This is a genomic window from Pseudomonas sp. GM60 (assembly GCF_000282415.1).
GTDB classification, from domain to species: Bacteria; Pseudomonadota; Gammaproteobacteria; order Pseudomonadales; family Pseudomonadaceae; genus Aquipseudomonas; species Aquipseudomonas migulae.
In genome coordinates this window covers 1-19,103 of record NZ_AKJI01000095.1, presented here as the reverse complement: position 1 = coordinate 19,103, position 19,103 = coordinate 1, and the positions used below count along the sequence as shown (strand labels likewise).

At 59.8% G+C, this 19,103-nt stretch carries 21 protein-coding genes; 10 read left to right on the top strand and 11 right to left on the bottom strand.

What is annotated here, in order from left to right:
* Window positions 1–186: 186 nt before the first annotated feature.
* The gene (locus PMI32_RS07150) at window positions 187–645 is read right to left on the bottom strand and encodes a VOC family protein (protein WP_008032627.1); all 459 of its coding nucleotides are present in this window, start codon (window positions 643–645) and stop codon (window positions 187–189) included.
* A gap of 267 nt (window positions 646–912) precedes the next feature.
* Between PMI32_RS07150 and PMI32_RS07155 the strand changes: the two genes are divergently transcribed.
* From PMI32_RS07155 to PMI32_RS07165, 3 genes are all read left to right on the top strand, one after another.
* Window positions 913–2,127 (top strand): SfnB family sulfur acquisition oxidoreductase, encoded by a 1,215-nt coding sequence (locus PMI32_RS07155; RefSeq protein WP_008032626.1) that lies wholly within the window; start codon window positions 913–915, stop codon window positions 2,125–2,127.
* Between the two features lie 2 nt (window positions 2,128–2,129).
* Window positions 2,130–2,795, top strand: a complete 666-nt coding sequence (locus tag PMI32_RS07160) for a methionine ABC transporter permease (protein ID WP_008032624.1) — start codon at window positions 2,130–2,132, stop codon at window positions 2,793–2,795.
* Between the two features lie 75 nt (window positions 2,796–2,870).
* Entirely contained in the window at window positions 2,871–3,641 is a 771-nt protein-coding gene (locus PMI32_RS07165; RefSeq protein WP_008032622.1) for a MetQ/NlpA family ABC transporter substrate-binding protein, read from the top strand.
* A 100-nt stretch (window positions 3,642–3,741) separates the two neighbouring features.
* Here PMI32_RS07165 and soxR read toward each other — a convergent pair whose 3' ends face one another.
* Complete coding sequence (gene soxR, locus PMI32_RS07170; protein ID WP_008032621.1) at window positions 3,742–4,209, bottom strand: redox-sensitive transcriptional activator SoxR; 468 nt, start codon at window positions 4,207–4,209, stop codon at window positions 3,742–3,744.
* Between the two features lie 95 nt (window positions 4,210–4,304).
* Between soxR and PMI32_RS07175 the strand changes: the two genes are divergently transcribed.
* Window positions 4,305–4,670: an antibiotic biosynthesis monooxygenase gene (locus PMI32_RS07175; RefSeq protein WP_008032619.1), complete on the top strand. Its 366-nt coding sequence runs from the start codon at window positions 4,305–4,307 to the stop codon at window positions 4,668–4,670.
* On the opposite strand, the gene PMI32_RS07180 is transcribed toward PMI32_RS07175, so the two are convergent.
* From PMI32_RS07180 to msuE, 4 genes are all read right to left on the bottom strand, one after another.
* Window positions 4,667–5,770, bottom strand: a complete 1,104-nt coding sequence (locus PMI32_RS07180) for a sigma-54 interaction domain-containing protein (RefSeq protein WP_008032617.1) — start codon at window positions 5,768–5,770, stop codon at window positions 4,667–4,669. The genes PMI32_RS07175 and PMI32_RS07180 overlap by 4 nt on opposite strands.
* Before the next feature lie 21 nt (window positions 5,771–5,791).
* Complete coding sequence (locus tag PMI32_RS07185) at window positions 5,792–6,979, bottom strand: acyl-CoA dehydrogenase family protein (RefSeq protein WP_032829030.1); 1,188 nt, start codon at window positions 6,977–6,979, stop codon at window positions 5,792–5,794.
* A 134-nt stretch (window positions 6,980–7,113) separates the two neighbouring features.
* The gene (ssuD, locus tag PMI32_RS07190) at window positions 7,114–8,259 is read right to left on the bottom strand and encodes an FMNH2-dependent alkanesulfonate monooxygenase (protein ID WP_008032614.1); all 1,146 of its coding nucleotides are present in this window, start codon (window positions 8,257–8,259) and stop codon (window positions 7,114–7,116) included.
* 10 nt (window positions 8,260–8,269) lie between these two features.
* On the bottom strand, window positions 8,270–8,833 hold the full coding sequence (gene msuE, locus PMI32_RS07195) for an FMN reductase (RefSeq protein WP_008032612.1): 564 nt from the start codon (window positions 8,831–8,833) through the stop codon (window positions 8,270–8,272).
* 489 nt (window positions 8,834–9,322) lie between these two features.
* Here msuE and PMI32_RS07200 point away from each other — a divergent pair, with 489 nt between their 5' ends.
* From PMI32_RS07200 to PMI32_RS07215, 4 genes are all read left to right on the top strand, one after another.
* A complete protein-coding gene (locus PMI32_RS07200) occupies window positions 9,323–9,592 on the top strand; it encodes a hypothetical protein (RefSeq protein WP_008032610.1) in 270 nt (89 codons plus the stop codon).
* A 98-nt stretch (window positions 9,593–9,690) separates the two neighbouring features.
* Window positions 9,691–10,305: a LysE family translocator gene (locus tag PMI32_RS07205; protein WP_008032608.1), complete on the top strand. Its 615-nt coding sequence runs from the start codon at window positions 9,691–9,693 to the stop codon at window positions 10,303–10,305.
* 161 nt (window positions 10,306–10,466) lie between these two features.
* The gene (locus tag PMI32_RS07210) at window positions 10,467–11,624 is read left to right on the top strand and encodes a cysteine desulfurase family protein (protein ID WP_008032607.1); all 1,158 of its coding nucleotides are present in this window, start codon (window positions 10,467–10,469) and stop codon (window positions 11,622–11,624) included.
* Between the two features lie 64 nt (window positions 11,625–11,688).
* A complete protein-coding gene (locus tag PMI32_RS07215) occupies window positions 11,689–13,497 on the top strand; it encodes an aminopeptidase P family protein (RefSeq protein ID WP_008032605.1) in 1,809 nt (602 codons plus the stop codon).
* Here the strand turns inward: PMI32_RS07215 and PMI32_RS07220 are convergent.
* Window positions 13,490–14,410 (bottom strand): LysR family transcriptional regulator, encoded by a 921-nt coding sequence (locus PMI32_RS07220; protein ID WP_008032603.1) that lies wholly within the window; start codon window positions 14,408–14,410, stop codon window positions 13,490–13,492. The genes PMI32_RS07215 and PMI32_RS07220 overlap by 8 nt on opposite strands.
* Window positions 14,411–14,514: 104 nt before the next feature.
* On the opposite strand from PMI32_RS07220, the gene PMI32_RS07225 reads away from it, so the two are divergent.
* Window positions 14,515–15,513, top strand: a complete 999-nt coding sequence (locus PMI32_RS07225) for a zinc-dependent alcohol dehydrogenase family protein (RefSeq protein ID WP_032829028.1) — start codon at window positions 14,515–14,517, stop codon at window positions 15,511–15,513.
* On the opposite strand, the gene PMI32_RS07230 is transcribed toward PMI32_RS07225, so the two are convergent.
* Both PMI32_RS07230 and PMI32_RS07235 read right to left on the bottom strand, forming a co-directional pair.
* Window positions 15,510–16,100: a 2-hydroxychromene-2-carboxylate isomerase gene (locus PMI32_RS07230; RefSeq protein ID WP_008032600.1), complete on the bottom strand. Its 591-nt coding sequence runs from the start codon at window positions 16,098–16,100 to the stop codon at window positions 15,510–15,512. The genes PMI32_RS07225 and PMI32_RS07230 overlap by 4 nt on opposite strands.
* Before the next feature lie 36 nt (window positions 16,101–16,136).
* The gene (locus tag PMI32_RS07235) at window positions 16,137–16,865 is read right to left on the bottom strand and encodes an SDR family oxidoreductase (RefSeq protein WP_008032599.1); all 729 of its coding nucleotides are present in this window, start codon (window positions 16,863–16,865) and stop codon (window positions 16,137–16,139) included.
* A 92-nt stretch (window positions 16,866–16,957) separates the two neighbouring features.
* On the opposite strand from PMI32_RS07235, the gene PMI32_RS07240 reads away from it, so the two are divergent.
* Complete coding sequence (locus PMI32_RS07240; RefSeq protein WP_008032598.1) at window positions 16,958–17,518, top strand: TetR/AcrR family transcriptional regulator; 561 nt, start codon at window positions 16,958–16,960, stop codon at window positions 17,516–17,518.
* 9 nt (window positions 17,519–17,527) lie between these two features.
* Here the strand turns inward: PMI32_RS07240 and PMI32_RS07245 are convergent, their stop codons facing one another.
* Complete coding sequence (locus tag PMI32_RS07245; protein ID WP_008032597.1) at window positions 17,528–17,809, bottom strand: hypothetical protein; 282 nt, start codon at window positions 17,807–17,809, stop codon at window positions 17,528–17,530.
* Between the two features lie 169 nt (window positions 17,810–17,978).
* On the bottom strand, window positions 17,979–18,866 hold the full coding sequence (gene rhtA / locus PMI32_RS07250; protein WP_008032596.1) for a threonine/homoserine exporter RhtA: 888 nt from the start codon (window positions 18,864–18,866) through the stop codon (window positions 17,979–17,981).
* Window positions 18,867–19,103: the final 237 nt, after the last annotated feature.

Genomic DNA, 19,103 nt, shown 5'->3' with positions numbered 1-19,103 from the left:
TTGTAGTTGCCTGCATCCTGAAATTGTTCGGCGGCTACGGCAAGGCGCAAAGCGTGGTGCGCTTGTTCATGAAGTGTGTTGTCTCGGAGGCCGCCTTCGCGGGCAAGCCTCGCTCCTACAAAAGCACAACCGGACCTGTAGGAGCGAGGCTTGCCCGCGAAGAGGCCCTGATACTCACAGAAAAACTCAACCCTGCTGAAACATCTCCTTGGCCCGCTGCTCAATCTGCGCCTGGGTCAAATCCTCCTTGCGCGTGGCCAGAAACCACAAATGCCCATACGGATCTTTCAACGTCCCTGAACGGTCGCCGTAAAACTGATCCTTGACCTCGGACACCACCGTGGCGCCCGCCGCAATCGCTTGTTTGTAGGACTTGTCCACATCGTTCACATACAGGTGCAAGCCCACGGACGGTGACTTGTCCGGATTGCTCAACGGCCCCTGATCGCACGGCGTGCCGAGCATGATCGGGCAGTCGCCGATGCGCAGTTCGGCGTGGCCGATGCTGCCGTCGGGCATGGACAGGCGCATGACTTCGGTTGCGCCGAAGGCTTTCTTGTAGAACTCGATGGCTTCGACCGCTTTTTGAATGCCCAGATAAGGGGTGATGCTGTGATAACCCTCTGGAATGGGTTTGACGCTCATGACGATTCTCCCTGTCTATTGTTGAATTGAAGGTAGTCCTTCGCCGGTTTCCGACCGGATAACTATAGGCCAGCGCCTTTTACGCATCCGAGTGCCCGACGAGCAGCAGCGCCACTGTTCGGCCATAAACAGTGAAGCAGCAGAATGCTCGGGTTTCTCACTGAATAACCGTTGAAAACCCCCAAAACTGCCCGAAAACACTGGCCCTGGCGGTCAGGCACAGAAGCTGCAATGTCCTCCGGTAAACACTGTTGCCGAGAGACTTGTATGCCTGAATCTGCCGTTTATCCGATCAACCCGCCGGCCGCCCATCGGATCGCCGATGAAGCCGAAGCCTTGCGTGTGGCCGAGCGCGTCGCCGCGGTCTTGCTGGAGCAGGACGCCGAGCGCGACCGTACGCGCCAGGTACCTGCCGAGATCGTCGACCTGTATTCCAACAGTGGCTTGTGGGGCATCAGCGTGCCAAAGGAATTTGGTGGCGCGCAGGTGTCCTACGCGGTGCTGGCGCAGGTCATTGCGATCATCTCGGCGGCCGATCCGTCCCTGGGGCAGATCCCGCAAAACCACTATTGCCTGCTGGAAGACATCCGCCTGCAAGGCACGCCCGAGCAGCAGGCACATTTCTTCGGCCTGGCGCTGCAAGGGCATCGCTTTGCCAATGCGCTGTCGGAAACCGGCGGCAAAAACGTGCAGGACATTCAGGCGACCATTCGCCGTTATGGCGACGGGCATGTGATCAACGGTCGCAAGGGTTATTGCACCGGTTCGCTTTACGCCCACTGGCTGGCGGTGCTGGCGCTGGATGAAGAGCAGAGGGGCCAGTTGTCCTTCGTCGAACGCGGCACTCCAGGGCTGGTGATCGTCGACGACTGGGACAGTATCGGTCAGCGCACCACGTCCAGCGGCACGGTGCTGGCCGAGGACCTGCACGTCCCGGCGTTCAACGTGTTCCCGACGTATCGTTCCTATGAAAGCCCGACCCTGGCCGGCCCGTTCGCGCAATTGACCACCGCCGCCATCGACGCCGGCATCGCCCGCGCAGCGCTGCGTGACACCATCGCGTTCGTGCAGCAATTCGCCCGGCCGTGGATCGATGCGGGTGTGGAAAAAGCCAGTGAAGATCCGCTGACCATCATTCAGGTCGGTGGCCTGGAGATTCGCCTGGAAGCAGCCGAAGCCTTGCTGGAACGCGCCGGTTGGGCGCTGGATGCGGCGCGCCCGGCACCCGATGAAGACAACGTCGCCCGAGCGTCCCTCGCGGTGGCCAAAGCCAAAGTGCTGACCACCGAAATCGCCATCGAAGCCACCAACAAACTGTTCGAACTCGGTGGCACCCGTTCGACCCTGAAGAAGCACAACTTCGACCGGCACTGGCGCAATGCGCGGGTGCACACCCTGCATGACCCGGTGCGCTGGAAATACCACGTGGTCGGCAACTGGCTGCTCAACGGCGTTAAACCGCCGCGTCACGACTGGTCCTGATCATGGCCGAATGGTTCAAAAACATTTACTGGGCCGACATCGGCCAGGCCTGTCTCGACACCTTGAGCATGCTTGGCGCCGCCCTCGGTTTTACCGTGCTGCTGGGGTTGCCGCTGGGGGTGGTGCTGTTCCTCACCGGCAAGCGCCAGTTGCACGAAGCCATCGGCGTTTACCGGGTGTTGTCGGTGATCGTGAACATGCTGCGTTCGCTGCCGTTCATCATTTTGCTGATTGTGTTGATTCCGCTGACAACGCTGCTGGTCGGCACTTCGCTGGGCGTGCCGGGGACCATTCCGCCGCTGGTGGTTGGCTGCACGCCGTTCTTCGCGCGGCTGGTGGAAACCGCCTTGCGCGAAGTCGATCGCGGCGTCGTGGAGGCGACCCAGGCCATGGGCGGCACCACCTGGCAAATCATCCGCCACACCTTGTTGCCCGAGGCTCGCGGCGGGTTGCTGGCGGCGGTCACTGTCACCGCCATCGTGCTGGTGGATTACACGGCGATGGCCGGGGTGATTGGTGGCGGTGGCCTGGGCGACCTGGCGATCCGCTACGGCTACCAGCGATTCCAGACCGACGTGATGGTGGTCACCGTGGTGCTTTTGCTGATCCTGGTCCAGGCCCTGCAAATGACCGGCGACCGATTGGTGGCGCGCTACAGCCGACGATAAACATTCGACTCAACAAAAAAACTCAGGCCTCACGTCCGCCCCACGACGGCCACTCTATCTGCCTAGGAGCACAACATGAAAAAGACCCTGGCCATTCTGGCTGCCCTTGTGTCGTTGAGCGTTCACGCCAACGAAAAACTCACCGTCGGCGCCACGCCGGTGCCGCACGCGGAGATCCTCGAGTTCGTCAAACCCACCCTGGCCAAGGAAGGCGTGGACCTGGACATCAAGGTCTTCACTGACTTCATCCAGCCCAACCAGCAGCTTGCACTGAAGAACCTCGACGCCAACTATTACCAGTACCGGCCGTTTCTCGATGACTACAACAAGACCCGTCACACCGATCTGGTGCCGGTGGTCGGTGTGCACATCGAACCGTTCGGGGCTTATTCGACCAAGATCAAAAACATCGCCGAACTGAAGGATGGCGCCACCGTTTCCATCCCCAACGACCCGGTGAACACTGGCCGCGCACTGGTGCTGTTGCACGAGGCCGGGCTGATCAAACTCAAGGACCCGAGCAACACCCTGGCGACTCAGCGCGACATCGCCGAAAACCCGAAGCATTTGAAGATTCGTGAACTGGAAGGTGCGTTGCTGGCGCGTTCGGTGAGTCAGGTGGACCTGGCCTTCGTGTTTGCCAACTACGCACTGGAAGCGGGGATCGACACCAACAGCGCGTTGATCGTCGAGAAGGGCAAGAGCCTGTACATCGAATTCCTGGTGGCCCGCCCGGACAACATCAACGACCCGGGTTTGCAGAAACTGGCCAAAGCGTTGAATTCCGATGAAGTGCGGCAGTTCATCTTGACCCGCTACAAAGGGCAGATTGCTCCAGGCTTCTGATCTTCGGCCATTTTTGAGGGCGCCTTCGCGGGCAAGCCTCGCTCCTACAAAAGCACCGCCGTACCTGTAGGAGCGAGGCTTGCCCGCGAAGGCCGCGCCGCTATTTCGGATCTGTCCCAGATTCCAACAGCTGCGCCCCCGGCCCCCGATCCCCCAACACATCACCAAAATTACGCAACGGACACGCCTCCATCGACAAACACCCACAACCAATACAGCCATTGAGCGTGTCCCGCAGCAAGGTCAGCTGATTGATTCGCTCATCCAGCTCCCGGCGCCATTGCGCCGACAACACCTTCCAGTCCGCCGCCGTCGGCGCGCGGTTATCCGGCAGGTTTTTCAACGCCTCGCCAATCTCCGCCAGCGGAATCCCCAAGCGCTGCGCCACTTTGATCAACGCCACCCGCCGCAACACTTCCCGTGGATAACGTCGCTGGTTGCCCTGATTGCGCGTGCTTTTGATCAAACCCCTGGCTTCATAAAAATGCAGCGCCGTGACAGCCACACCGCTGCGGGCGGCGACCTGGCCGACGGTGAGCTCTTTATGCAGTTGTTGCGAGGTGATCATGTGGAAAATGCCCCTTGACCTCTAGTTAACTCGAGGTTTTACCCTGCAGGCCTTCGGATCGCAAGATCCGGCTTACACGTCAGTGGGGACTCTTCATGCAAGCGCCAGAGAAAAATCGCAGCTTCACCCAATTGATCGAATTCGAGATCGAACCCCATCAACAGCCCGCCCTGGTGTCGGCGCTGTCGTTACAGACCGAACGCCTGGCTCAGCGTTACAGCGGTTTTCTCAGTGCGAGCATCCAGGCCAGCGACGATGGCCGGCGGGTGCTCAATTACCTGCAATGGCAATCGCGCGAGGCGGGGGAAGCCGCGTTTCAGAGTTTTGAAAGCGGCGAGCAGGACTTCTGGCAGCTGATCCGCGCCCATCAGGCGAAAACCGTGACGTTCGGCTCGTTCCAGGTGCTGCACAGCCTGGAACGCAGCCACGACAACGCGCTGCACTGCAATTTAGTGGGCTAAATCGACAGCTGCATCAAGCGCTCGCCCTGCACGTTTTCCGTGGGGCGGCGCTTGTTCACCGCCAACTCACCGATCTTGATCAGGCGCGTGCGGGTGACGTTGCGGCTCAAGCCCAGCAGCGCGGCGGTGTGCACCTGGTTGTAATGGCTGAAACGGTAAGCCGCGCGCAGCAAGGCGTCTTCGACTTTCTCGTGCAGCGCACCGGCCTGTTCCTCGAACAGCTTTTGAAAGGCGCGGTCGAGCAGGGCTTCCGGTGAGTCGTCGAGCTGGCTGTGATAGTCGTCCTGACGCTCGATGCGCATGTTCGACAGGCGCAGGTCATCGCGCTCGATCACGCCATTACGGCAGATCAGCAAGGTGTGGTGAATGACGTTTTCCAGTTCGCGGATGTTGCCCGGCCAACTGTAACTGCGCAGTTTCAGTTCGGCTTCCTTGCTGATGGTGATGGTGCCGTAGCCGAGCCGCTGACTGTAGGCTTCGACGAAGTGACGGGTCAGCGGCAGGATGTCGCCGGGGCGATCACGCAGCGGGCTCAGTTCCAGGCTGACCACGTCGAGGCGGTAATACAGGTCCTCGCGGAAATGCCCGGCGTTGATGGCTTTTTCCAGTTGCACGTTGGTTGCCGCCAGTACGCGCACGTTGATTGGAATGCTTTTGCGCGAGCCCAGGCGCACCACTTCGCGCTCCTGCAACACCCGCAGCAACTTCACCTGAATCGCCATCGGCAGATCACCGATTTCATCGAGGAACAAGGTGCCGCCGTCGGCCTCTTCGAACCAGCCGGCCTTGGCGCTCAAGGCACCGGTGAACGCACCTTTTTCGTGGCCGAACAACTCGGCCTCGACCAGGGATTCAGAGAACGCGCCGCAGTTGACGGCCACAAACGGGCGGTTGCGACGGGCGCTGAGGTTGTGGATATGCCGCGCCACCAGCTCCTTGCCGGTGCCGGTTTCGCCGATGATCAGCACGCTGGCTTCACTCGGCGCGACCTGTTGCAAATGCGCGAGCAAGGCCTGGGATTTCGGGTCTTCGAATACTTGCGCGGTGGCGCGGATCGACGTGGCCAGGGCGGGCGAGGGCGGTAAGGTCAGCAGTTGCATGGGGCAGGCTCCATGAGAAGGCTATGAATAGAAAGTCGGAATCGGCAGGGACTGGTTCAACGCCCAGTCGCCCAGTTCATGGAGTTTGTAATCCACCGGGTCGTGCAGGGTTTGCGTGCGCAGGTTGCGCCAGTGGCGGTCCAGGCGCAGCGAGGCGTGAGTCGAGCGCGCACCGGTCACTTCGAACAGCCGGCTACAGAGTTCGAGGCCGTTGCGCGTGGCGGCGACCTTGGCCGTGGCAATCGCGGTGGCGAGGTGTCCACGTTCTTCGGCGCTGAGGTTCGGGCCTTTCGCCCAAGCCTTGTCGAGCAAGTCGGCGGCGCGTTCCACCAGCAAACGAACGCCTTCGAGTGCGACCCAGAATTCGCCGTAATGGCCGAGCACATACGGGTCCTGACGCACATCCTGAGCGCTGGATTTATGCCACGGACGGGTTTCGGTGAGGGTGTATTGCCGCGCCTCTTCAAAGGCACCTTCGGCGATGCCGAGGAACATGTGCGTAAAAGTAAGCTGCGCGATCAATGGCCGCAGGCAGGCGAACGGTGTGCTTAGCGGACCCGGGTCGAGCAGCAGTTCCGATTCTTCCACGCGCACCCGTTCGAACGAAGCGCTGCCGCTGTCGGTCTGGCGCTGGCCCATGTTGTTCCAGTCGTTGTGCAGGGTGATGCCGCTGCGGCCGCTGGGGATGGCCGCGATCAACAGCTTGCCGCCGGCGCTTTCATCCACTGCCGAGGCGATCAGCATTTCCGAATCGCTGGCGCCGGAGCAGAAACTTTTCTTGCCGGAAAACTCGCGCCAGCCACCGAGTTTTTTCACCACGGTGCGGGTGTCCAGCGGATTGAGGGCATTGCCCCAGAACCAGTTTTTGCGCGCGGTCTGTTCGAACCACGGCTGCCACTGCTCGGGCCGGGCGAACAGGCGCACGGTGGCGAGCATCAGGTGATGAAAACCGAAGACGTGGGCAATCGAACTGTCGACCTTGGCGAATTCGCGAACGATGGTCAGGGTTTCACTCCAGCTGGCGCCGAGGCCGCCGTACTGGGTGGGAATGCTCAACGCGAGCAGACCGCTTTGGCGCAGGGCGTCACGCTCGGCTTTCGGCGTACCGCCACGTTCGTCGCGCTCGACCGCGGTCAAGGCAAACTCGGCGGCCAACTGGCGGGCGGTTTGCAGGGGGGATAACAGGGCGCTTAGCGGCTTGGCAGTCACGCGGGGTTCCTCAATAAATTCGACACCGTCCCCTGTAGGAGCAAGCTTGCTCGCGATGAACGATGACGCGGTCCCACTGGAGAACCGCGGTGACTGCATCGCGAGCAAGCTTGCTCCTACAAGGGCAGGGTGGGTCAGGCCGTGGCTTTGGCGGGCAGCACATCATTGGCGATCATTTCGCCAAACGGCCCGGTGAGGTTGGTCACGCCACGCCCCGCCAGGCTCGCGTACGGTTCAGGCAACAGCGGGAACACCAGCTCGGCAAAGCGATACGCCTCTTCAAGGTGCGGATAACCGGAGAAGATAAAGCTCTCGATCCCCAGGTCCGCGTATTCCTTGATCCGCGCCGCCACTTGCTGCGGATCACCCACCAGCGCCGTGCCGGCACCGCCGCGCACCAGGCCGACACCGGCCCACAGGTTGGGGGCGATTTCCAGGTTGTCGCGACGTCCGTCATGCAACGCCGCCATGCGCCGCTGGCCTTCGGAGTCAAAACGCGAGAACGACTTTTGCGCGGCAGCGATGGTCTCGTCGCTGATGTGTTCGATCAGTTTGTCGGCGGCTTTCCACGCCTCTTCGGCCGTCTCGCGAACGATCACGTGCAAGCGAATCCCGAACTTCACCGTGCGCCCGTTGCGTGCTGCGCGCTCACGCACATCAGCGAGTTTTTCCGCGACGGCGGCCGGTGGTTCGCCCCAGGTCAGGTAGACATCGACCTGCTCGGCGGCGAGTTCATGGGCGGCTTCGGACGAACCACCGAAGTACAGCGGCGGATAGGGTTTCTGCACCGGCGGATAAAGGGCCTTGGCGTTTTGCACTTGCAGGTGTTTGCCTTCGAAGTCCACCGCTTCGCCTTGCAGCACGCGACGCCAGATCTGCAAGAATTCGTCGGTGACTTCATAACGCTCGCTGTGGTCGAGGAAGATCCCGTCGCCACGGTTTTCGTCCGGGTCGCCACCGGTGACCACGTTGATCAGCAAGCGGCCGTTGGACAGACGATCCAGTGTCGCGGCCATACGCGCCGAGACCGTCGGCGAAATAATCCCCGGACGAATCGCCACCAGATAGCGCAGGCGCTCGGTCAACGGCACCAGCGCCGAAGCGATGACCCACGAATCCTCGCAGGAACGCCCGGTGGGAATCAGCACGCCGTGATAACCGAGGCTGTCGGCGGCCTGCGCCACTTGTTTCAGATAGTTGAGCGTCACCGGGCGAGCGCCCTGGGTGGTGCCCAGGTAATGGCCATCGCCGTGGGTCGGCAGAAACCAGAAAACATCCATGAAAAGATCCTTAAGCGATTTTCAGCAGATTTTTGGGGTGCACGCCGAACAACGGCGCGGCGCGTTCTGCAGCAAGGCGAATGCGGGCCTTCAAGGGCTCACTGGTTATTTGGTAATTGGCGAAATCGGCTTCGGTGGCGTAGACGCCGATCGGCAGGGTCAGCGCCTGGAAGAAACTGAACAGCGGGCGCAACTGGTGATCGAGCACCAGCGCATGCCGTTCGCTGCCACCGGTGGCGGCGAGCAGCACCGGCGTATTGATCAGCGCGTTCAAGTCGATCAGGTCGAAGAGGTGTTTAAGCAGGCCAGGATACGAACCGCGATAAACCGGCGCGGCGACGATCAGCAGGTCAGCGTTTTCGATGGCTTGCAGCTCGGCTTCGATGTCGGCGCTCAGTTCCTGGCGCGACAGGGCCGCGCCCAGTGGCCGGGCGATGTCGCCCAGTTCGATCAGCTTGCTCTCGATCGGCAATTGCCCGGCCAGTTCGGCCAACAGCGCTTGGGTCAGCACCAACGTGCGGGACGGACGCCAGGTACCGCCGGAGAGGGCAACGACTTTCAATGGACGCGACATGATCAGTTCCTTTTTAAACAGTTGCTCAGCGAGCAGTGAGTAGTGAGTAGTCACAGGGCTTGAGCAAGAGCTGTACCAATCCTTCGAGCCCACGATTTACGTGGCTTGCAGCGCATTGATGGCTGCGTGCTGTTCGATTTTAAGGACTGTTTGTTGAATGACTGTTGCCTGGCAAACAGTTGCGTGGGCAACAGTTGTGTAAGGCGATGGGGTTGTTATAAAGGCTGTTTGTTATTCCTCAAAAGATCATTGCAAGATATTTATAGATCATTTGGAAATATGCACGTCCCTTGTAGGAGCCGGCTTGCCGGCGATGAGGCCCGTGAGTCATACGGTGTTCTTACGGTCCTCATCGCCGGCAAGCCGGCTCCTACAAGGTGTGGTAATTCGGCTTCAATACCCACTATCGAGAGCGTTGATTTCTGCCCATCCAAAGGCGCGAGTAGCCTGTGTTCATTGCCCCGAACCCAGATGCCAGGACGCCAGACCATGAAACCTCTACTCGCCACTTTCCTGCTGCTCGCCGTCTCCGTTCTCGCCGGATGTGCCAGCCATGTATCCCCGGAATTGCGGCCCTACACCGCCGAGGAAACCCGTGAACTGGCACTGGAATCGCTGAATCGTCGCGGTTTGTCCTTCGATGAATACCACGCGAAAAAAGCTGAATTGCTCGGCCAACCGCAGAAATCCTTCAGCTTCGACAAACAAGGCGAAATGAACGCCGAGCGCACTGTTCAACTGCACGGTCGCCCAAGCTGAGCGACTGTACTGCTCGAAGTTTCACCCAACTGTCCATGGGTTTCCCGGCAGGCGTGCGATAGGGTCAATACCTGAATGACCCTGACGGACTGCCACCAATGACGCTCTCGCTCGATCTGCTGCTGGGCTTCGCCCTGTTCGCTCTCGTTACCTCGATCACCCCCGGCCCGAACAACACGATGTTGCTGGCATCGGGCGTGAACTTCGGCTTTAACCGCACCATCCCCCACATGCTTGGTATCACCTGCGGGTTCTTCGTCCTGGTGGTGGCGGTGGGTTTTGGTCTGGGCGCAGTGTTTCAAAGCTATCCGTTGCTCTACACCGTGCTGCGCTACGTTGGCGCGGCGTATTTGCTGTACCTGGCGTGGAAAATCGCGCATTCCGGGCCGGTATCCGACGGCGAGAACGGTGAAAGCAAACCGATCAGCTACCTCGGCGCGGCCGCATTCCAGTGGGTCAACCCCAAGGCCTGGATCATGGCCATCGGTGCCATCAGCACCTACACGCCGATGCAGGGCTATTTCACCAACGTCATCGTGATTGCGGCGGTTTTCGCCCTGATCAACCTGCCGAGCGTCGGCGTCTGGGCTGCGTGCGGCACGCTGCTGCGCAACGTGCTCAAGGACCGCCGCTGGTTGCGCGTGTTCAATTGGGGCATGGCCGCGTTGCTGGTGGTTTCGCTGTATCCGTTGATGCTGGAAAGCTTTAGCTGACGCATTGCTTCAACCGGTTGCCCGATGCCTGTTAAGCTCGACTTCAGGAGCGTTCCTACGCACTTTCAAGTGAAGTCGTACTTTCTTAACGCATCCGATCAGGTATTGCTGGCGCACGGGTTGCCAGCACCTGATCCCGGAACAAGCTCTGCGAGTCTTTTATGAATAAACGTCCGTTGTATTTCGACTACGCCGCCACCACGCCGGTGGACGAGCGGGTCATCAAGGTCATGGTCGAGTGTCTGGGGTTTGCCGGGAACTTCGGCAATCCTGCGTCCAGCTCCCATGCATTCGGCCAACAGGCCCGGCAATCGGTCGAGCAGGCGCGGCAGCAAGTCGCCCAACTGGTAGGGGCGCAAGCCGACCAGATCGTCTGGACCTCCGGCGCCACCGAATCGAATAACCTCGCCCTCAAGGGCGTGGCCCAGGCTCGCGGGGTGCCCGGCGGGCACATCATCACCAGCCAGATCGAGCACAAGGCGATTCTCGACACCGCAAGGCAATTGCAGGATGCCGGTGTTGCCGTGACGTATCTGGTGCCCGACGCGCAAGGTCTGATTACCCCGCAAGCAGTCAGCGAAGCGATGCGCGAGGACACCTTTCTGGTGTCACTGATGCTGGTCAACAACGAGTTGGGCACGGTCAATGACATCGCCGCCATCGGCGAGGTCGTGCGGGCCCGTGAGGCGTTGTTCCATGTCGATGCGGCCCAGGGCGCGGGGAAAGTGGCCATCGACCTGGCGCGATTGCCGGTGGACCTGATGTCGTTTTCGGCGCACAAGATCTACGGTCCCAAAGGCATCGGCGCGCTGTATGTCGGGCCTCGCGCGCAACAGCGTTTGCAGGCGCAGATTCACGGGGGCGGTCATGAAGGTGGCTTGCGTTCCGGAACCCTGGCGACTCACCAGATTGCCGCCATGGGCGTGGCGTTCGCCTTGGCCGCGCAACTGTTCGATGAAGAGAAAGCCACGATTGCGCGCCTGCGCGAGCGCTTGCTCGAACACCTGTCGGGCATTCCCGGCGTGCGCCTCAATGGCAGCGCGACCCAGCGCATCCCTCATACTTTGAGCCTGACCTTCAGTGAAGGCGAGTTCAACTCCGCGGCGTTGAGCGCATCGATTGCGTTTTCTGCGACCTCGGCCTGTAATTCCGCGAGCAATGCGCCGTCTCATGTGCTGCTGGCATTGGGGCATGACGCCCGCTCGGCGAGCCGCACCATTCGCTTGAGCCTGGGGCGTTTCACTACCGAGCAGGACATCGACCAGGCGGCACAACTGATTAAAGCGGCCTGCGCCAGTGCCCCGGCATTCTGGCAATAAGGCCTTAAGTGCCGACGTTGATCGGCACTCAACAATAATGATGAAGTGATTAGCAGGAGACATGATGAGTACGCAGCCTTCGATCAATGGATCGGTGCCCGAGCGCCTGGCGCACACCCGCGAGCTGATGAGCCGGGAGGGCATTCACGCCTTGCTGGTGCCGTCGGCCGATCCGCACCTGTCGGAATACCTGCCGGGCTACTGGCAAGGACGGCAATGGCTGTCGGGCTTTCATGGCTCGGTGGGCACGCTGATCGTCACGCCGGATTTTGCCGGCGTCTGGGCCGACAGCCGTTATTGGGAGCAAGCGACCAAGGAGCTTAAAGGCAGCGGCATCGAACTGGTCAAGCTGCAACCGGGTCAACCCAGCCCGCTGGACTGGCTGGCCGAGCAAACCCCTGAAGGTGGCGTCGTCGCGGTAGACGGTGCGGTGATGGCCGTGGCCTCGGCACGTACGTTGGGGAGCAAGCTCGAAGAGCGCGGCGCCCGTCTGCGCACCGACATCGATCTGTTGAGCGAAGTCTGGAGCGATCGTCCGACGTTGCCGAACGAGCCGATCTATCAGCACCTGCCACCTCAGGCGACGGTCAGTCGTGGCGAAAAACTCGCCAACCTGCGCGAGGTGTTGAAAGAGCGTGGCGCCGACTGGCATTTCATTGCCACCCTCGACGACATCGCCTGGCTGTTCAACCTGCGCGGCGGCGATGTGTCGTTCAACCCGGTGTTTGTCTCTTTCGCCTTGATCAACCAACAACAGGCGACCCTGTTCGTGGCCTTGAGCAAAGTCAGCGCCGAGTTGCGCGCGGTCCTCGAAAAGGACGGCGTGACCCTGCGTGATTACAGCGAAGTGGCCGACGCCTTGCGCGCAGTGCCGAGCGGCGCGAGCCTGCAAGTCGATCCTGCACGCGTCACCGCCGGTTTGCTGGATAACCTGAACAGCGGCGTGAAACTGGTCGAAGGCCTGAACCCGACGACATTGGCCAAATCGCAGAAAAGCCTGGCCGATGCCGAGCACATCCGTCAGGCCATGGAGCAGGATGGCGCGGCACTGTGCGAATTCTTCGCCTGGCTGGAGTCGGCGTGGGGCCGTGAACGCATCACCGAACTGACCATCGACGAACACCTGACCGCAGCGCGCACGCGCCGTCCGGATTACGTGTCGTTGAGTTTCAACACCATTGCCGCGTTCAACGCCAACGGGGCGATGCCGCATTACCACGCGACCGAAGAAGAGCACGCGGTGATCGAGGGCGACGGTCTGTTGCTGATCGACTCCGGCGGCCAATACCTGGGTGGCACCACCGACATCACGCGGATGGTGCCGGTCGGTACGCCAACCGATGAGCAGAAGCGCGATTGCACACGTGTGCTCAAAGGCGTCATTGCGCTGTCCCGTGCGCAATTCCCTCGGGGCATTTTGTCGCCGTTGCTGGACTCCATCGCCCGTGCGCCGATCTGGGCGGAAAACGTGGATTACGGCCACGGCACCGGTCACGGCGTCGGCTACTTCCTCAACGTTCACGAAGGCCCGCAAGTGATTGCCTATCAAGCCGTTGCTGCGCCGCAAACCGCGATGCAGCCGGGCATGATCACTTCCATCGAACCGGGCACCTACCGTCCGGGTCGCTGGGGCGTGCGGATCGAGAACCTGGTGTTGAACCGTGAAGCGGGCAAGAGCGAATTCGGTGAGTTCCTGAAATTCGAAACCCTGACCCTGTGCCCGATCGACACGCGCTGCCTGGAACCGTCGTTGCTGACTCAGGACGAAAAACAGTGGTTCAACGCGTATCACGCCGAAGTGCGCGAACGCTTGAGCCCGCTGGTCGACGGTGCAACCCTTGAGTGGCTGAACACTCGAACCGCTGCTATCTGATCGGCTTGAGTTCAGGCGCTGCTTCCAGCGCCTGGCTCATGTAGTCGACAAAGGCTTTGACCCTGGCGGATTGGCGACGATTCGCCGGGGACACGGCATGCATCGGCAGTGACTGCGCGGTGTAGTCCTGCAAAATCGCTGTCACTCGCCCGGCTTTCAAGTCTTCGCTGAACAGCCACACCGGCGACAACGCAATCCCCAGTCCCCCCAGCACCATCTCGCGGATTGCCTCCGAGTTGTTGCTTTGCGCATTGCCCTTGATCCGCACCTCGTGGCGTTGATTGTTTTTCTCGAAAACCCATAGATTCTGACTGTTCAACAGATTGAACTGCAGGCAGTTGTGCCCGCCCAGTTCTGCCGGCGTGTGCGGCTGGCCGTGTTTTTTGAGGTAGGCCGGCGTTGCGACAGTTACGCGGTGGGTGGTGCCGATGTGACGGGCGATCAGGCCGCTGTCATTCAGCTCACCGATTCTGAAGGTGACATCCAGTCCTTCACTGACCAGGTCCTGATTTTGATCACTCAGTTGCAGGTCGATTTCTATACCGGGATGGCGCTCAAGGAATTGCCCCAGGCGCGGGGCTATCTGCAAACGCCCGAAGCTGACCGAGGAGCCGATGCGCAGGTGACCGGCAATGCGCTCCCTGCCGGACTGGAAACTGTGCTCGGCCGCATCGACGGCCGCGAGGATTTGTCGACATTCGTTGTAGTACCGCTGGCCTTCATCCGTCAGTGAAAGCTGGCGGGTGCTGCGGGCAATCAGTTTTCCGCCCAGCCCGGTCTCCAGTGCCTTGAGCACTTTGCTGATGGTGGGCTGACTGGTCTGCATCTCTCGGGCAACCGCAGAAAAGCTGCCGCGTTCGACGACCCTTACGAAGATTGCCATTGCATTGAGTTTGTCCACGGGAGTTCTCATTGATGCCGGATAGGCATGGTCACTATAGCTATTTGGCGTCTTATCAGCATGAGTCGGTTAGCCGAAGATTTATCCCACAGCCACCTCTGACGGAAATATGCGAAATGACTGACTCACTTGATATGCGCGCTCTGATTGTCGACTCGGCCAACGCGCCGCTACGCTTGGTTTCCATTCAACGACCGGTGCCGGAAGCAGGGCAGGTATTGGTCCGGATCAAAGCCAGCGGGGTAAATCCACTGGACGGAAAAATCCGTTCGGGCCAGGCCGCCCATGCGTGTCAACCATTACCGGCGGTGTTGGGCATTGATCTGGCGGGAACCATCGAGGCGTTGGGGGAGGGGGTCAGTGGATGGCTGCCGGGCGATGAGGTTTATGCCATGGCCACCGGCATTGGCGGGGTGCAGGGTTCGTTGGCGGAGTTCGCAGCAATCGATGCCAGACTGCTGGCGCGCAAGCCAGGCAATTTGAGTATGCGTGAGGCGGCGGGGTTGCCGTTGGTGTTGATTACGGCGTGGGAAGGGTTAGTGGACCGGGCGCGGGTGCGTGCGGGGCAGAAGGTGCTGATTCATGGCGGTGCGGGTGGTGTGGGGCATGTGGCGGTGCAAATAGCCCGCGCCTTCGGTGCCCAGGTGTTTGCCACCGGTTCTGCCAGGCATCAGGCAATCATCGAAGGCTTCGGTGCGACGTTTATCGACTATCGCCAGTCTTCGGTCGAGGAATATGTAGCGCAACACACGGATGGGGAGGGCTTCGATATCGTCTACGACACGGTGGGCGGTGAGACCCTGGATGCGTCATTCAAGGCTGTACGGGTTTATCACGGTCATGTGTTGAGTTGCCTCGGTTGGGGGCAGCACAGTTTGGCGCCGCTCTCGTTTCGTGGCGCAACCTATTCCGGCGTGTTTACGTTATTGCCGTTACTCACCGGCATGGGGCGCGAGCGTCACGGGGAGATTCTTCGTGAGGCGGCTCGCTTGATCGAGGCGGGCAGGCTGAAGCCGTTAATGGATCCTCGGGCGTTCACTCTGCAAACCGCCGAGGCCGCCCATGAGCTGCAGTTTTGCGGAGCGGCTCAGGGGCGGTTGGTCATCGAGATTTAACGCAGGGCTTCAATCACGAAGTCCAGTCGATCCTGGCCGAAGAACAGCTGGTTATCGATGAACATGCTGGGGGCGCCGAACACGCCGCGTTGCACCGCTTTCTCGGTGTTGTCCTTGAGCGCTGCCTTGACGTCTTCATCGGCGGTCAGGGCCAGCACTTCGTTGGGGTCAAAGCCGTTCTGCGTCAACACTGAAGCGACGGTTGCCGGGTCATCGAGGCTGCGTCCCTCGACCCAAAGCGCTTTAAACAGGCAATCGATGAATGCCTGAAAGCGTTCGGGATGACGTAACTGCATGCCAGTGACGGCGCGCATCAGCATCAATGTATTAATGGGAAAGTGCGGATTGAACTTCAGTGGCACGCCATAACGTTTGGCGTAGCGGTCCAGGTCCTGAAACATATAGAGGCCCTTGGCCGGAATGGTCGCGGGGGAAGCGTTGCCGGTGGCTTTGAAAACGCCGCCCAGCAGCATCGGGATGTAGACCAGTCGGCTGTCTGTCTGCTCGCAGATTTTCGGCAGTTGGGTATAGGCCAGGTAGGTGGCAGGGCTGCCGAGGTCGAAGTAGAACTCAACGGTTTTGCTCATGTTCAATGCGCTCTGATTATTGTTATTGGGGAGGGCTTACCAGCGTTCGCTCCAGGGGCGCAGGTCCAGCTCGAAGGTCCAGGCGTCGCGGGGCTGGCTGTGCAGGTACCAGTAGTTCTCGGCAATGTGCTCGGGATTGAGGATGCCATCCTGATCCTTGGTGGCGTACTTCTCGGGAAAGGTGTCGCGGATAAAGTCGGTATCGATAGCGCCGTCGACAACGACATGGGCAACGTGGATATTCATCGGCCCCAGTTCGCGGGCCATGCTTTGAGCCAGTGCGCGAATGCCGTGCTTGGCACCGGCGAATGCTGCAAATCCGGCGGCACCCCGCAGGCCGGCGGTCGCGCCGGTAAACAGAATCGTGCCCCGCTGACGCTTGGCCATGCGCTTGGCCACTTCACGGGCATTGAGAAAGCCTGAGAAACAGGCCATTTCCCATATCTTGAAATACTTGCGAGCGGTTTCTTCGAGAATGCTGCACGGCACATTGGCGCCGATGTTGAACACAAACGCTTCGATAGGGCCGATCTGGCTTTCAATCTGCTCGACCAGCGCAATCACGTCCTCTTCCTTGCGCGCATCACAGGCAAAACCATGGGCTTCACCGCCCTCGGCTTTGATGGCGTCCACCAATGGCTGGAGTTTGTCCGCACTGCGCCGGGTGACACAGGCGACAAATCCTTCTTGAGCAAAACGTTTGGCAATAGCTCCACCAGTAGCATCACCGGCGCCGACAACCAGTACGACCTTCTTATTATTCATGAGGTGCTCTCTTTGCTAAACGATCGTTAACTAAACGAACGTTATGCTACGATTCGGCAGGCGTCAAGATGATCAATACTGAGGGCAAGGCAATGCGTTACTCGGCCAATCACAAACTGGAAACCAAACAGAAGCTGCTGGAAAGCAGTGCGTTGTCGGCGAAGAAGTCGGGTTTCGCAACAGTCGGTGTCGACGCCTTGATGAAGGCGATCGGCTTGAGTGGTGGGGCTTTCTACAGCCACTTTTCGTCGAAGGATGAGCTGTTTGCTTCAATTGTCGAGCGTGAGCTGGTTCAAAGTCTGGAACGATTGGGGGCGGATCAGGACCGTGACAGGCTCGAGCGCTGCCTGAAGCATTATTTAAGCATGTCCCATGTCGAACACCCGGAGTCGGGTTGCGCCTTGCCGGCATTGGGCGCCGAAATAGCCCGTTCAGACGTGCTGGTCCGGCAGCAGGCGGAGAACTGGATTTGTCGGCTACAAGAGAGTTGGGCGCGGATTCTGGAGAGCGACAGCCTGGCATGGGCGATTCTGTCGCAATGCATCGGTGCGTTGGTTGTGGCGCGAATGCTCGCCACCCCTGACATCCAGCGCACGGTACTGAAGTCCAGTTACGATGAAATCAGCCGTCAGATCGCCGGTCCACGGACCTGAAGAGGCGGCCTATTTGCAGATGACGATCATGCTGCGGCTGGTATAGCCGGCCGGGTTGAGACCAAACGGATAATCGCCAGGTTCTTCCACGCCATCCCCTGATTTCGCGATGACCTTGTATCCCTTGGGTGCACAGGAGTTGGCTGCGCTGGTGTAGCACTTGTCCCAGGATGACGACAGCCCGGAACAGTTGATATGCAATCCTTTCTTGCCACGTTTGGTATGAGTTTCCGAAGTCGCCGCGCAGCCCGCAATTGCAAGTATGGCGATCAGTATCAAAATTCGTTTCATTGCTGTCCTTATAGCGTCCCCGGATCTTTGCGCCCGGGTCTGGCCGTGTTCGCTTTAGCTTGAAGCGTTCTTATATCCCTATCGTGAAAAATCCATGTCTGACACTGGGTTGCGGGCCTAAACATGGCCTAATTGCGCGGTAAATACCAGACCTTCGTCAAATCCTGTATTAATCCGCGGCAACCGCAGGTTTGGCGGCACCGCCCATGGTCATGGTCGCACCGACGGAAGCCAGAATGATGCACATGATAGCCATCCACTGTGACAGTGAGAGGTATTCATGGAGGAACAACAGACCTGACAGGGCACCGAACGCAGGTTCAATACTCATCAGCGTGCCGAAGGTCCGGGCTGGCATTCGGGTTAGGGCGACCATTTCTAGCGTATAGGGCAGGGCAGTGGACAGCAGGGCGACGCCGATCGCTATGGGAATCAGCGATGGCGTCAGCAGCGCGGCACCGGCATGCACAATACCGATAGGCGCTACGAACAGTGCGGCAATCATGACGCCCAGTGCAGCAGTCTGTACGCCATTGTCTGCGCCGGCCTTCTGGCCGAATAGAATGTACAACGCCCAGCAGACTCCGGCCCCCAAGGCATAACCCGCACCGATCAGATCAATATCGGCAGTCGTGGCTCCCGTGGGTATCAACAACAGCAATCCGATGGCGGCCAGTGCGATCCATAAAAAATCGATCGCGCGACGTGAGGCATAAATAGCGACCGCCAGCGGCCCGGTGAACTCTAGCGCTACTGCGATTCCCAATGGGACTGTGCGTAGGGACATATAGAAGAGGAAGTTCATGCCGCCGAGTGCCATCCCGTAGACAATGACCGTGCGCAAGGATTTCGCGGTGAGCTTCGCACGCCATGGGCGCAGCAATATCAGCATGATTACGCTGGCGAAAATCAACCGCAGGGTCGTTGTCCCCTGCGCACCGATAACCGGGAACATGCTTTTGGCCAGGGAGGCTCCGGACTGGATCGACGCCATGGCTATCAATAGCAGGCCAACCGAGAACAGGGTCGAGGCAAGGCTGCGGGGGTGATCATTCATTGCGTGGCATCGTCCAAGGCAGGAAACGAACGTATTGTTCTAGTGTTGGGCAATATACTGCGCATTCAAGGTGTTCGCGTCTATATATAAGCAGTGATTTTGAGCATCCTGATAGAAAGGCTAAATTAGGGGTTGACGGCAGATTCTGGAAGTCTATAATTCGCCCCACTTCCGGCGCAGTCGAAACGGAAAACTCCTTGGTAAACAAAGAGTTACGCGGTTTTCGACAGCGAGTTG

Coding starts and splice junctions, on each gene's coding strand:
- PMI32_RS07150 (WP_008032627.1), bottom strand. CDS start 645: ATGAGCGTCAAACCCATTCCAGAGGGTTATCACAGCATCACCCCTTAT.
- PMI32_RS07155 (WP_008032626.1), top strand. CDS start 913: ATGCCTGAATCTGCCGTTTATCCGATCAACCCGCCGGCCGCCCATCGG.
- PMI32_RS07160 (WP_008032624.1), top strand. CDS start 2,130: ATGGCCGAATGGTTCAAAAACATTTACTGGGCCGACATCGGCCAGGCC.
- PMI32_RS07165 (WP_008032622.1), top strand. CDS start 2,871: ATGAAAAAGACCCTGGCCATTCTGGCTGCCCTTGTGTCGTTGAGCGTT.
- soxR (WP_008032621.1), bottom strand. CDS start 4,209: ATGATCACCTCGCAACAACTGCATAAAGAGCTCACCGTCGGCCAGGTC.
- PMI32_RS07175 (WP_008032619.1), top strand. CDS start 4,305: ATGCAAGCGCCAGAGAAAAATCGCAGCTTCACCCAATTGATCGAATTC.
- PMI32_RS07180 (WP_008032617.1), bottom strand. CDS start 5,770: ATGCAACTGCTGACCTTACCGCCCTCGCCCGCCCTGGCCACGTCGATC.
- ssuD (WP_008032614.1), bottom strand. CDS start 8,259: ATGGATGTTTTCTGGTTTCTGCCGACCCACGGCGATGGCCATTACCTG.
- msuE (WP_008032612.1), bottom strand. CDS start 8,833: ATGTCGCGTCCATTGAAAGTCGTTGCCCTCTCCGGCGGTACCTGGCGT.
- PMI32_RS07200 (WP_008032610.1), top strand. CDS start 9,323: ATGAAACCTCTACTCGCCACTTTCCTGCTGCTCGCCGTCTCCGTTCTC.
- PMI32_RS07205 (WP_008032608.1), top strand. CDS start 9,691: ATGACGCTCTCGCTCGATCTGCTGCTGGGCTTCGCCCTGTTCGCTCTC.
- PMI32_RS07210 (WP_008032607.1), top strand. CDS start 10,467: ATGAATAAACGTCCGTTGTATTTCGACTACGCCGCCACCACGCCGGTG.
- PMI32_RS07215 (WP_008032605.1), top strand. CDS start 11,689: ATGAGTACGCAGCCTTCGATCAATGGATCGGTGCCCGAGCGCCTGGCG.
- PMI32_RS07220 (WP_008032603.1), bottom strand. CDS start 14,410: ATGAGAACTCCCGTGGACAAACTCAATGCAATGGCAATCTTCGTAAGG.
- PMI32_RS07225 (WP_032829028.1), top strand. CDS start 14,515: ATGACTGACTCACTTGATATGCGCGCTCTGATTGTCGACTCGGCCAAC.
- PMI32_RS07230 (WP_008032600.1), bottom strand. CDS start 16,100: ATGAGCAAAACCGTTGAGTTCTACTTCGACCTCGGCAGCCCTGCCACC.
- PMI32_RS07235 (WP_008032599.1), bottom strand. CDS start 16,865: ATGAATAATAAGAAGGTCGTACTGGTTGTCGGCGCCGGTGATGCTACT.
- PMI32_RS07240 (WP_008032598.1), top strand. CDS start 16,958: ATGCGTTACTCGGCCAATCACAAACTGGAAACCAAACAGAAGCTGCTG.
- PMI32_RS07245 (WP_008032597.1), bottom strand. CDS start 17,809: ATGAAACGAATTTTGATACTGATCGCCATACTTGCAATTGCGGGCTGC.
- rhtA (WP_008032596.1), bottom strand. CDS start 18,866: ATGAATGATCACCCCCGCAGCCTTGCCTCGACCCTGTTCTCGGTTGGC.